Origin of the sequence: Eikenella corrodens, from assembly GCF_900187105.1 — a bacterium.
GTDB classification, from domain to species: domain Bacteria; phylum Pseudomonadota; class Gammaproteobacteria; order Burkholderiales; family Neisseriaceae; genus Eikenella; species Eikenella corrodens.
On the sequence record NZ_LT906482.1, the window covers coordinates 370,697 to 382,879 of the forward strand.

Genomic DNA, 12,183 nt, shown 5'->3' on the forward strand with positions numbered 1-12,183 from the left:
GTTTCAGGTAGCCTGTATTCATGCTGGCTGAAAGCGTGCAATTATAAAACTCCCTCCCCCGCCGTCCGCAAGGCACACTACAAAACTTAACCTGTTCTCCCGCGATGGTTTCAGTCAGCCCCACCGCCCCGCAGGCTACCTGAAAACCCTTGCTTGCTTTACAATTACGGCGTTTAGCAACCGAAACACCAGCCACACCATGCCAGAAAACACCGCATCCGCCGAACACAGCGACATCCTGCTGCTCGCCCCCTACGCCGAACGCGCCTACCTCGAATACGCCATGAGCGTGGTAAAAGGCCGCGCTCTGCCCGACGTGGGCGACGGCCAAAAGCCCGTGCAGCGGCGCATCCTGTTTGCCATGAAGGAAATGGGGCTGGCCGCCAATTCCAAGCCGGTGAAATCTGCGCGCGTGGTGGGCGAAATTCTGGGCAAATACCACCCGCACGGCGACGCTTCCGCCTACGACGCCATGGTACGCATGGCGCAAGACTTCACCCTGCGCTATCCCTTAATCGACGGCATCGGCAACTTCGGCTCGCGCGACGGCGACGGCGCGGCCGCCATGCGCTACACCGAAGCCCGCCTCACCCCGATTGCCGAACTGCTGCTTTCCGAGCTGCATCAAGGCACGGTGGATTTTGTGCCGAATTACGACGGCGCGTTTGAAGAGCCCGTTGCCCTGCCCGCCCGCCTGCCCATGGTGCTGCTCAACGGCGCCTCCGGCATTGCCGTGGGCATGGCCACCGAAATCCCGCCGCACAACCTGGGCGAAGTTACCGCCGCCGCTGTAGCCCTGCTCAAAAAGCCCACGCTCACCACCGCCGAGCTGATGGAGCACACTCCCGCCCCCGATTTCGCCGGCGGCGGCCACATCATCACCCCGGCCAAAGACCTGCTCCAGCTCTACGAAACCGGCAAAGGCAGCATCCGCGTGCGCGCCCGCTACGAAATCGAAAAACTGGCACGCGGCCAATGGCGCCTCGTCATCACCGAGCTGCCGCCCAACACCAGTGCGCAGAAAATCCTGGCCGAAATCGAAGAGCAAACCAACCCCAAGCCCAAATCCGGCAAAAAACAGCTCAACCAAGACCAGCTCAACACCAAAAAGCTGATGCTCGAGCTCATCGACAAAGTGCGCGACGAGAGTGACGGCGAACACCCCGTGCGCCTCGTGTTCGAACCCAAATCCAGCCGCATCGAGCCGGATAACTTCATCAACACCCTAATGGCACAAACCGGGCTGGAAGGCAATGTGCCGGCCAATCTGGTGATGATCGGGCTCGACAACCGCCCCGCGCAGAAAAACCTGAAAACCATCCTGCAGGAATGGCTCGATTTCCGCGTATCCACCGTAACCCGCCGCCTGCAACACCGCTTGGAACAGGTGCTCAAACGCATCCATATCCTCGACGGGCGCATGACCGCCTTTTTGCACATCGACGAGGTTATCCGCGTTATCCGCGAAGCCGACGAGCCCAAGCCCGAACTGATGGCCGCCTTCGGCCTCTCCGAAATCCAAGCCGAAGATATTTTGGAAATCCGCCTGCGCCAGCTCGCCCGTTTGGAAGGTTTCAAACTGGAGCAGGAATTGGCCGATTTGCGCGAGGAAGAAGGCTACCTGAAAAACTTATTGGCCGACGAGGGCGCGAAGAAAAAACTCATCATCAAAGAGATGCAGGCCGATGCCAAGCAATTTGGCGACCCGCGCCGCACACTGGTGGCCGAAGCCGAACGCGCCGCGCTCACCCACACCACGGCCGACGAGCCAGTAACGCTCATCCTGTCGCGCCAGGGCTGGATTCGCAGCCGGGCCGGGCACGGGCTGGATTTGTCGGCCACCGCGTTTAAAGAAGGCGACGAATTGCAGCAAACGCTGGAAACGCGCACTGTCGACCCGGTGGTGGTGCTCGACACGCTCGGCCGCAGCTACACCATCGATCCGGCCGAAATCCCCGGCGGGCGCGGCGACGGTGTGCCGCTGGCCTCGCTCTTGGAATTGCAGCCGGGCGCGTCGGTGCTCGCCATGCTGGCCGGGCAGCCGCAAGAGCACTACCTGCTCGCCGGCAGCGGCGGTTACGGCTTCATCGCCAAACTGGGCGATTTGGTCGGCCGCGTGAAGGCGGGCAAGGAAGTGGTGAAATTAGAAGCGGGCGAAACCCTGCTGATGCCGCAGCCGGTGCACCAGTCTGCGCTGATCAACCCCGATTGCCGCTTGGTGCTGGCCAGCGCGGAAAAACACCTGCTCGCCTTCCCGATCGGCGAATTGAAAGTGATGGCCAAAGGGCGCGGCCTGCAACTGATGTCTTTACGTGGCAACGACACGCTGCAACTGACCGCCTTGGTATCCACCCCCGATTTCTGGGTGTGCAGCCGCGGCAAACGCGGTGCGGCACACCGCGAACGCTTACGCGTGCAGGACATTGAAGGCAAACGCGGCCGCAAAGGCCGGATGTTGGATGTTTCAGGTAGCCTCATCAGCCTGAGCAGCACGCAGGAGGGCGAAGCATGATCCAGCTGCCGAAATCGTATACCCCCAACGAATGGGATAGCCAACTCGACCGCTTGCCTTCGCTGATGAACATCGCCCGCGTGAGCCTCTTGCTCTCGCTGCTCACCTTCCACGTGTTGGTAAACGCCTACGGCTCGAATGTGGGCATGGCCAAGTTGGCTTCGATGCCCATTTTCGGTAGTCGCTTCTATATCTGGGCGGCGGTGTATGGCGGGTTGATTGTGTTCAGTATGGTTTTTCCCAACTGGCAACAACAGAAAAACAACCTGCCCAACATCAGCGCGGTGGTCGATATCACCATGATGGTGATACTGATGCACCTGGCCGGCGGCATTTCTTCCGGCTTCGGCATCCTAATCTTGCCTTTTATCGGCGTGTCCTGCCTGCTCAGCCACGGCCGTTATCCGCTCTTGTATGCCTCCTATGTTGCCCTCTTGCTATTGATCGGTACTTGGCTAAACTATTGGCCGTTTGAAGCCAACAGCCAGGCCGGCAGCAATGCGATTATCCACACTATCGTGCTCTCGGCAGTGGGCTATCTGGTTGCACTGCTCACCTCGTTTTATGCCTCCTTCCTCAACCGCGCCGCCAACACCCTGAGCAAACACCGCCGCGCTTTCGACCGCCTCAAAGGTCTAAACGAACTGGTGCTCAACCATGTGGCCGAGGCCGTGGTGGTGGTGGACACCGGCTGCCGTATCTGGCTGATGAACCGCCAAGCCGGCCTCTATTTTCCTTATGTAAAGCTCGACCGACATGAAGAAATGTTCACCCTTTTGGTGAAGCGCTGGCAGCGCGCGCCTACACGCAACTTCATCACCCATGCCGAGCTGGGCGGGCAAGGCGTGCAGGTGCGCGCCCGCCCGCTGGTGCGCGAAGACGAATCGCTGCTGATGCTGTTTATCCGCTCCGACCAGGAAGTGGCCATGGAAGCCATGGCCACCAAACTGGCCGCGCTCGGCCAGCTCACTGCCAATCTGGCGCACGAAATCCGAAACCCGCTCTCCGCCATCCGCCAATCCAACGGCCTGTTGGCTGAGGAAGACGAAGATCCGATGACCACCAAGCTGCGCGGCATCATCGACAACAACATCCAGCGCATCGATAAAATGCTGGAAGAAGTGAGCAGCCTGAACAAGAGCGACCGGCTCGATGCCCAATCCATCAACCTGATGAAATTCTGGCTCGATTTCAAGCAGGAATTCCTGCTCACCCGACCCGAAGCCAAAAACGCCGTGCACCTTTATATGCAGGGCGGTGCGCTGAAAGTGTATTTCGACAAAATGCACCTGCAGCAGATTATATGGAACCTCATCAACAACGCCTGGCAGCATGGCAGTAAGCAGGCCGATTCCATCACCGTTTTGGTGAAGCCCACCGACGACAACGTATCCGTATCGCTTACCGTGATGGACGACGGCCCCGGGGTTTCGCCAGAAAACCAGCCACGCCTGTTCGAACCGTTTTTCACCACCCGCTCCGAAGGCACCGGACTGGGGCTGTATGTGGCACGCGAATTGGCTCACGCCAACTCCGGCCAGCTTCACTATCATCCCGAAGTCAAGGGATTCGAACTAATCATGCCGAAAGATATCAATGAGTAAACAAAGCCTGCAAAAACCAGTGTTGGTTGTGGACGACGAACAAGACATCCGCGACCTGATGGAAATGACCCTGATGAAAATGGGCTTGTCGGTGGAAACCGCCGAGGGCGTCAATGCCGCCAAAAAGTGGCTCGACAGCAAAAAATTCTCCCTCGTGCTTACCGATATGCGCATGCCCGACGGTTCGGGGCTCGAAGTGGTGGAATACATCAACGAAAAAGAGCTCGACGTGCCCGTGGCCGTGATCACCGCCTTCGGCAATGCCGACCAAGCCGTACAAGCCATCAAAACCGGCGCCTTCGACTACCTGCAAAAGCCCATCACCCTGGCGCAACTGCGCACCTTGGTGAAATCCGCCATCAAAATCCACGAAGAAGACAGCCTCCCCGCCCCCGCACCGGCCAAAGAAGAACCTCCGCCCCAAGCAGACGGCGCAGACGAAGGGCTACCTGAAAACGAAGAGCCGCAGGAAGAGAGCAAAGCCGCCGGCCGCAAGCTCCAGCCTACAGCCGACAAACAGCCTGCCGCCAATCCCGAAGACATCCCCCGCCTCATCGGCCGCTCCCCGCAAATCGAAGAAGCCCGGCAGATGATCCGCAAACTCGCCCGCACCACCGTGCCCGTGTATATCGCCGGCGAATCCGGTTCCGGTAAGGAACAGGCCGCGCGCAGTATCCACGAGCTCTCCGAGCGGCGCGACCGCCCCTTTGTGGCTGTAAACTGCGGTGCTATCCCCGAAAACCTGATGGAAAGCGAATTCTTCGGCTACAAAAAAGGCAGCTTCACCGGCGCCGACCAAGACCGCCTCGGCTTCTTCCAACATGCCCACGGCGGTACCCTCTTCCTCGACGAAGTGGCCGACCTGCCCCTGCATATGCAGGTGAAGCTCCTGCGCGCCATTCAGGAAAAAGCCGTGCGCCGCATCGGCGACGCGCAAGAAGTGAAAGTAGACGTGCGCATCATCTCCGCCACGCATAAAGACCTCGCCGGCCTCGTGGCCAAGGGCGCATTCCGGCAAGACTTGTTCTACCGCCTAAACGTCGTCTCCCTCACTATGCCGCCCCTGCGCGAAATGCGCGAAGACCTGCCCCAGCTCATCACCCAGCTCTTGCGCAAACACCGCCAAGGCGGCGACTACACCCTCACCCAGCCCGCCAAACAAGCCCTCTTGCAATACAGCTATCCCGGCAATTTCCGCGAGCTGGAAAACATCCTCGAACGCGCCGTCGCCCTGGCCGCCAACAACACCATCGATGCCGCCGACCTCCAGCTCTCCAGCTCCCCGCTATTGGATGAAGACGATGACTGGGGCAGCGCCATCGCCGCCGTCAGCCAAAACAGCAGCAGCGCCGACACCGCCGAAACAACCGCTCCAGAAAACAGCGGCCAGCTCGACAACCTGCCCGGTTTCGTCCTCGGCCGCACCCAAGTGCAGGACTATCTAGACGACGTAGAGCGGCTGATTATCGAGCAAGCCCTGCAAAAAACCCGCTACAACCGCACCCAGGCCGCCAAACTGCTCGGCATCAGCTTCCGATCCATGCGCTACCGGATGGAACGCTTGGAAATCGAGTAGCCGCATAACTTGACTGAAATGAAGCAATAAACTTTCAGGTAGCCTTTGAGGCTACCTGAAAGTTTATCCACATAAATATAAAAACATATTTATAACCGAACCTTCGAAGCTCCCAGTACTCGTTCCCATTCAGGCTCCAATCCAAAGGAGTAAAATAACCGCTATCTTTTTAGGCAATCACCAGCCTGCAGATAAGGCTACCTGAAAGTCAAAATCCAGACACAAGGAGAAGCCAATGTGGAAAAAACCGAATCCTCGCACACTGGACGGCTTGCTCGCCGCACTGTTCTATGTGCCGATGCTGGTATTGTTTATGGTTTATGCCGATTGGTATGGTTTGAGCCTGTTTCTCTTATTGATGCTGCCCACGCTAGTTGTGTACGTGTTCGGCCTCAAATGGAAAGAATTCAAACCCTATCTGACCTCAGGCATTTCACTCAGTGCCAATATGGCGCTATGGTGGGTATTCCTGCAATCCAACACAGACGCGCTGTTTATTTATCTTATCGGGATGTGTGCCTGGTCTCTCGGCTTTTTCTGGCTGTTGATCACCCAGCATGATTGGGAAGGCAGCAATAAAGGCGCATTTTGGCGAGGGTTTCTGATGACAGGAGTAGGTTTTGCGCTTGCCTGTTTTGCCTCATTGTTCTAACAAACACACTCACCGCTACAACTGAAACTCTTACCTCCTCACACAAGACAATAAGCCACCATGCACCCCATCCCACTCATCACCCACACCCCACACACCCTGCCCGACTACGCCCGCCATCCCGCATTGACTGTCTCCAATACCCCACCTGCTTCCGGCCTCTACCTGGCCGCTGAAGAACACGGCATCGTATTGCACCGCGCGGGCAACAAAGGCAGCGTTTGGGTAGATTTCACTGCCGGCGCGGCGCAGCACAGGCGGCTGCACGGCGGCGGCGAATTGCTGGCCAAAGCCGTCGGCCGCAGCAAACAGCCCACTGTATGGGATGCCACCGGCGGGCTCGGCCGCGATAGTTTTGTTTTGGCCGGTTTGGGGCTGAACGTGCATATTTTCGAGCGGCATCCCGCCGTATACTGCTTCTTGGCCGACGGCCTCGCACGAGCTCTGCTCCACCCCGATACTGCCGAAACCGCTTCCCGCCTTACCCTGCACCACGCCGATGCTGCCGAATATATGCCGCGCCTGGCAGCCGAAATCGGCCGCCCGCAAGTGGTGTATCTCGATCCGATGTACCCCGAACGGCGCAAATCGGCAGCGGTAAAAAAAGAAATGGCTTTTTTCCACGAGCTGGTCGGCACCGCGCAAAACGATGCTGCCCTGCTCGATGCCGCCCTCGCCACAGCCACTGCCCGCGTGGTGGTCAAACGCCCGCGTCTGGGCGATTTCCTGTGCGGCCGCAAGCCAGATTACCAATACACGGGCAAATCAACCCGGTTTGATGTGTATAACGGGAGTGGCAGTTGCCAAACATAGCATTTACCGATTCAGCAAGAAACAGCCCGTCTAAGTTTTAGACGGGCTGCCTCCTCAACAACTCAAGGGTGATTACCGCGTTTTAAACCCCACCAACTCTTAGGTAACCATCCCATCATCCACAAGCATTCAAAAATACCGTACAAGCAACCGATTACAACACCAAGTGCGATACAAACCAAACAAAACACACCAAACAATACAAGCAACATTCCCAGTGCAGCCATCATTTTCCCTTTTACCTAAATTTCGTAACATCATAAATCATAGTGGAGAAGTTATCTATCAAACGCCTGAAATACGAAACCTGAACAAGCAAAAACAATGCCTTCAATTTTTCAAGTAGCCTCTTCCCAAAGGCTACCTGAAAGCAAAATCTCAACTCCATTCAAACCAAAACCTCCCGCCGCCCCATTCGGGCAGCAGGAGGTTTCATTTTTCATCCAGCCTTAACGCTGCTGGTTTTGCAGTAAGGCAGCACGTTCTTTGAATGCTTCGTTTTCCTGCGGGGTCAGTATCCACATTTCCACGATATTGCCCACCCCGTTGCGGCGCAGAGCCACGATGCGGCCGGTGTAGTTTTGCAGCTGGCCATGGGTAATGAAGCGGTTATTCTCGTCTTTAATACGCACTCCCTGCACCATGTCCACAGTTTTCGCGCCATCATCCAGCCAGCCCAAAGTCAGGGTGCGCAGCCAGGAAAAGCCGTCGGTAGTGAGCGTAACCTGCGGGAAAGAAGCAGATTTCAGCACGGCCACTTCCATGCTGTCGATAGGGAAGCGGTACGCCCAAGCGGTGCTGCTCAAGGCCAGCAGCAAAGCCAGTAAATATTTTTTCATGTTTCGTCTGCCTGTGTGATTAGTCGGATTAAAACGTTGCCATTATAATGTCTTGGCAAACGCTCGGCTACTTGCACGCCGTCGGTATGCTGCGCCAAACGCGCGAAAGCGTGGTGCCGTTGGCATACAGTTTAATCTCCGAGCTTCTCACGCCGCGTTGGCGCACATCCATCACCACGCCATCTTTATTCGTGAAAGGGTTGTGCAGCGCCACAGTGTAGGCCGAATTAGTGTAGCTGCGCACTTGGATAAAGTTTTCCGGTAAACGCAAACGGGTTTGCAGCTGTTGTTGCAGGCATTGCGCTGCCTCGCCCGGCGCTTTGTTGCTCTGCACTTCCACCTCCGGCCTGCCGCGTGTAGGCTGGCTGCGGAAGCCGTAGGCCATGCGCGAACTGCCGATTTTCACATCGTCATCATAATTGATATTCGACTGTTGCCGGCGGATACCCGCCGCTTCCGGCGAAACGCAACCGGCCAGCGCCAAAAGCGGCAGCAGCCACAATAAATTTGAATATTTCAACTTTTTTCTCCTACAGCCAGCCAAACCTGATCAAGCCCGGCTGATTTGGAACAGAATTCGGAATGCCCGTGCGGTATCCACAAAGCTGGGCATGATAGCAGCGGAACAAGCAATTTCGAAACCGTTTAACCCGGTTTTACTCCAACATACTGTCTTCAATATTATTTTTACAGTTTTCAAACCAGCGGTTCCCAAGTAGCAAGGCTACCTGAAAACGCCAATCCCGCCACCATCGGGCACTTGACAGCCTACTCTACTCCATTTACACTCCCTCTCCATGAATACGCAAAACTTCTCTTTCGCCCCGTTTTATTGGTACCGCCCAGCCGAGCGGTATCTTTTGCTGCGCGCCTAATTTGCGCCACACCAGCCGAAAGAAAAGCTACCGCCCGGAAACCCCGAGCGGTTTTTTATTTGCTCCGGCAAGGCCGCTCACCCACGGAAACCCCTCCCATGAACCGCCAAGCCGAACAGGAACATAAAATGTCTGCCCTAGCCCGCCAACTCCGCCAGCTTCCCCCCGCCCAGCCCCGCACCGAGCTGCAGCGCTGGTATTTGGCCGTGGACGGCAACCAGCACCGTGCCGATTTGCAGGCCGATACGCCGCAGCAGCAAGATTTCATGCTGTGCGAAGCCCTGCTGCCGCAAATCCGCTCCCTGGCCTGCCTGATTGCTGCCGAGCGGCACAATTTTGAGCAACACAGCCCGGAAGTGTTCACGGAAGAAGCCGATTGGTTTGCCGCCCGTATTTTGGTGTTGGGCGTGCGCGTGTTTCATTTAGACATCACGCTGATTCCGATGCTGCAAACCGCCAACCGCCGCGCTGCCGAATACGCCCGCAAACACGGATTACCCTTCACCCCCGCGCAAATGCGCATGAGCCTGCACGCCTCGCGCCCTGAGGGCGGGCTGATTTTGGAAAACGCCTGCTTTGCCGATGCGGATTTGGGTATAATCGGCAATTCGCTGCAACTGAGCCACAGCCTGCCCAATCTGATTACCGGTTGAACACAGGCTGGCGGCTACAGGCGCACAAAACACACCATCTGATAAAAAGGCTACCTGAAACGAAGTTTGCCCAAGCAAACCAAGTTTCTGCAAATCAAACAACCAAGCCGCCATCCAACCCCAACCACCATGCTCGTTTTCAACCCCGAATACATCGACCGACCGCCCGAACGCCTGCCGCGTTTGGGCGTTCTATTGCTGCTGCTATGGATCACCCTGCCGCTGGCTTTTGCCCTGCCTGTGGGTGTCATTATCGTCTTCGGCGTGCTGTGGCTGATCCAACTCGGGCTCACACTTATCGGCAGCCGCGGCCTGCCCGCTTGGGCCACTGCCATCGGCGGCCTGGCCGTGTTTGGCTTCGTGTTTTCGCAGTTGGGCACGTTTCTCGGCAGCGAGGGCGGCAGCGCGCTGCTTCTGCTGCTGGTGCTGCTGAAAACCTATGAAAGCCGCGTATTGCGCGATTGGCATATGCTGCTTACCGCCATGGTGTTCCTGATGGGTGCCACTGTGCTGCTCAACCAAGGCATGTTCATCGGCCTGTGGCTGTTGGCCGGCCTGTTCGGCACCGCCACCTGCATCGCCCTCTTCAATATGCCGCTGCGCCTGGCCGCCCGCCACGCCGTTACCGCCCTGCTGCTCACCCTGCCGCTGGCCGCCGTATTATTTATCGCTGTGCCGCGCATGAGCGAACCGCTGTGGCGCATTCCGCAGCCGCCAAAGCCGGGCCAAGCCCAAACCGGTCTGTCCGATACCATGCAGCCGGGCAGCATCAGCAATTTGGTGCAAAGCAACGAGCTGGCTTTCAATGCTACTTTCGACGAGGGCTACACCCCAAATCCAGCCGACCTCTATTGGCGTGCCATCACCATGAGCCAATTTGACGGCGAACAATGGCGTGCCGATGATGATTTTATTGAAAGCAACGCCACCACCGAGCTTACCCAATCCATCGTGTCCTACAGCATTATTATGCGCGATGAACGAGGCCGTATCCCCGCGTTGGATTATCCATTCATCAATTCCAGTGCTGCCAATTCGCGCAGCAAAATGCATTTTGCTCAAGGCCACACCGTGCGCGTACGCAGCCATGATGGTTTACGCCGATTTTCCTTGCAGGCTGCCATCGGCAACAGGCTACCTGAAAAACTTTCCCCCTCTCGCCAGCGCCAGCTGAGCCGCCTGCCCGGCTACAGCAACCAGCGCATCCGCTCGCTCGCCCGCCAACTGCGCGGCCAATCTGCCAACACCGTCGATTTCGTCAACCGCACCCTGGCCTACTACCGCAACCAATCCTTCGCCTACACCCTCAATCCCCCGCTCGACCGCAGCCCCGACCGCATCGACAACTTCGTGTTCGACAGCCGCCGCGGCTTCTGCGAACACTACGCCGAAAGCTTTGTGGTCATCATGCGCGCCGCCGGCGTGCCCGCCCGCGTGGTTACCGGCTATCAGGGCGGCGAATACAATCCTGATGGCGGCTTCTGGCAGGTGCGCGGCAAAGATGCCCATGCCTGGGCCGAAGTGTGGCTGCCCGAAGAAGAAGCCTGGCTGCGCGTCGATCCCACCGCCGCCGTGAGCAGCAACCGCATTGAACAGGGTCTCTCCTCCGCGCTGGAGGGCGGCGAGCAAGAGCTGGTGGCCGGCAGCGGCAATTGGCAGTGGTGGAGCAAACTTAGCGCCGAAGGCCAGTTTTACTGGCAGGAATGGGTGGTGAACTACGACAGCAGCTCGCAGCAAAGCCTGTTCCGCAGCCTGGGCTTGGGCGGCTTCAACCTATTGAGCCTGCTCGTATTCCTGCTCATCGGCGGCACCCTAGCCCTGATTCCGCTGTGGCTGTGGTGGCGGCGCAGCAGCCGGCGCTATGCCAACCTGTTGGAAGAAGGCTTTGCCCGCATCAAAGAACGCCTGCTCGACGTGGAAGGCATCGACCCCGCCGCCCTCGGCCCCGCCGAAACCGCCAACATCCTGCGTGAGCAGGAATGCCTCAGCCCCGAGCTGGAAAGCCTGCTGGCGCAATACGAACGCTGGAACTACGCCGATGACGGCCTGCCCCCGAAAGCCGCGCAAAAACGCTGGTATCGCCAGTGCTGCCGCGCCGTGCGCAAGGTTAAGCTGTAACACACCGCGCTTTTACCTGACCGAACTCGGATTAACGTTCTACCTCCCGTTTGTCTGTTATCTTTCAGGTAACCTTTATCAGAGCAAGCTATAGTGGATTAAATTTAAATCAGGACAAGGCGGCGAGCCGCAGACAGTACAAATAGTACGGCAAGGCGAGCCAACGCTGTACTGGTTTTTGTTAATTCACTATAAAACCGGATAAAGGCTACCTGAAAATTTATTCACCACACCCAAAAAGGATAACCCATGAAACGTTTCTTCCCCCTGATGGCCGCCCTCGGCTTGGCCGCCTGCGCCGGCAGCCACACCACTTCCGCCCAAGCCGACGCCCAAGCGCCCGCCATCGGCACGCCCAACCCCGCCAGCGCATACTGCGTGCAGCAAGGCGGCAAGTCTGAAATCCGCAAAAACCAAGACGGCAGCGAATACGGCGTGTGCATCCTGCCAGACGGCAAAGAAGTGGAGGAATGGGCATACTACCGCGCCAACAACAAATAAGCCCCGCCCGGCCAAACAGGCAGGCTACCTGAAATCCAGT

10 protein-coding genes are annotated in these 12,183 nt (G+C 57.7%); 8 read left to right on the forward strand and 2 right to left on the reverse strand.

Annotated elements, in window-relative coordinates; translation table 11 throughout:
* Positions 1-199 precede the first annotated feature (199 nt).
* The 5 genes from parC to CKV94_RS01880 all read left to right on the forward strand — a co-directional run bounded on the left by parC (position 200) and on the right by CKV94_RS01880 (position 7,157).
* The gene (gene parC / locus CKV94_RS01860; protein WP_003822299.1) at positions 200-2,512 is read left to right on the forward strand and encodes a DNA topoisomerase IV subunit A; all 2,313 of its coding nucleotides are present in this window, start codon (positions 200-202) and stop codon (positions 2,510-2,512) included.
* A complete protein-coding gene (locus CKV94_RS01865; protein ID WP_003822300.1) occupies positions 2,509-4,116 on the forward strand; it encodes a sensor histidine kinase in 1,608 nt (535 codons plus the stop codon). Before parC ends, CKV94_RS01865 begins: the two co-directional genes overlap by 4 nt.
* A complete protein-coding gene (locus tag CKV94_RS01870; RefSeq protein ID WP_003822301.1) occupies positions 4,109-5,692 on the forward strand; it encodes a sigma-54-dependent transcriptional regulator in 1,584 nt (527 codons plus the stop codon). The genes CKV94_RS01865 and CKV94_RS01870 overlap by 8 nt, the downstream gene beginning before the upstream one ends.
* 235 nt (positions 5,693-5,927) lie before the next feature.
* Entirely contained in the window at positions 5,928-6,344 is a 417-nt protein-coding gene (locus CKV94_RS01875) for a hypothetical protein (protein WP_003822303.1), read from the forward strand.
* A 60-nt stretch (positions 6,345-6,404) separates the two neighbouring features.
* Complete coding sequence (locus CKV94_RS01880) at positions 6,405-7,157, forward strand: class I SAM-dependent methyltransferase (protein WP_003822304.1); 753 nt, start codon at positions 6,405-6,407, stop codon at positions 7,155-7,157.
* Between the two features lie 449 nt (positions 7,158-7,606).
* Here the strand turns inward: CKV94_RS01880 and CKV94_RS01885 are convergent, their stop codons facing one another.
* Both CKV94_RS01885 and CKV94_RS01890 read right to left on the reverse strand, forming a co-directional pair.
* Positions 7,607-7,996 (reverse strand): hypothetical protein, encoded by a 390-nt coding sequence (locus CKV94_RS01885; RefSeq protein ID WP_003822306.1) that lies wholly within the window; start codon positions 7,994-7,996, stop codon positions 7,607-7,609.
* Positions 7,997-8,063: 67 nt separating this feature from the next.
* Positions 8,064-8,516: a hypothetical protein gene (locus tag CKV94_RS01890; protein ID WP_143336518.1), complete on the reverse strand. Its 453-nt coding sequence runs from the start codon at positions 8,514-8,516 to the stop codon at positions 8,064-8,066.
* 483 nt (positions 8,517-8,999) lie between these two features.
* On the opposite strand from CKV94_RS01890, the gene CKV94_RS01895 reads away from it, so the two are divergent.
* The 3 genes from CKV94_RS01895 to CKV94_RS01910 all read left to right on the forward strand — a co-directional run bounded on the left by CKV94_RS01895 (position 9,000) and on the right by CKV94_RS01910 (position 12,143).
* Positions 9,000-9,524: a hypothetical protein gene (locus CKV94_RS01895; RefSeq protein ID WP_035580224.1), complete on the forward strand. Its 525-nt coding sequence runs from the start codon at positions 9,000-9,002 to the stop codon at positions 9,522-9,524.
* 129 nt (positions 9,525-9,653) lie between these two features.
* Positions 9,654-11,642: a transglutaminase family protein gene (locus CKV94_RS01900; protein WP_003822310.1), complete on the forward strand. Its 1,989-nt coding sequence runs from the start codon at positions 9,654-9,656 to the stop codon at positions 11,640-11,642.
* Positions 11,643-11,891: 249 nt separating this feature from the next.
* On the forward strand, positions 11,892-12,143 hold the full coding sequence (locus CKV94_RS01910) for a putative hemolysin (RefSeq protein ID WP_003822311.1): 252 nt from the start codon (positions 11,892-11,894) through the stop codon (positions 12,141-12,143).
* Positions 12,144-12,183: the final 40 nt, after the last annotated feature.

Coding starts and splice junctions, on each gene's coding strand:
- CKV94_RS01895 (WP_035580224.1), top strand. CDS start 9,000: ATGTCTGCCCTAGCCCGCCAACTCCGCCAGCTTCCCCCCGCCCAGCCC.
- CKV94_RS01900 (WP_003822310.1), top strand. CDS start 9,654: ATGCTCGTTTTCAACCCCGAATACATCGACCGACCGCCCGAACGCCTG.
- CKV94_RS01880 (WP_003822304.1), top strand. CDS start 6,405: ATGCACCCCATCCCACTCATCACCCACACCCCACACACCCTGCCCGAC.
- CKV94_RS01885 (WP_003822306.1), bottom strand. CDS start 7,996: ATGAAAAAATATTTACTGGCTTTGCTGCTGGCCTTGAGCAGCACCGCT.
- parC (WP_003822299.1), top strand. CDS start 200: ATGCCAGAAAACACCGCATCCGCCGAACACAGCGACATCCTGCTGCTC.
- CKV94_RS01870 (WP_003822301.1), top strand. CDS start 4,109: ATGAGTAAACAAAGCCTGCAAAAACCAGTGTTGGTTGTGGACGACGAA.
- CKV94_RS01865 (WP_003822300.1), top strand. CDS start 2,509: ATGATCCAGCTGCCGAAATCGTATACCCCCAACGAATGGGATAGCCAA.
- CKV94_RS01910 (WP_003822311.1), top strand. CDS start 11,892: ATGAAACGTTTCTTCCCCCTGATGGCCGCCCTCGGCTTGGCCGCCTGC.
- CKV94_RS01875 (WP_003822303.1), top strand. CDS start 5,928: ATGTGGAAAAAACCGAATCCTCGCACACTGGACGGCTTGCTCGCCGCA.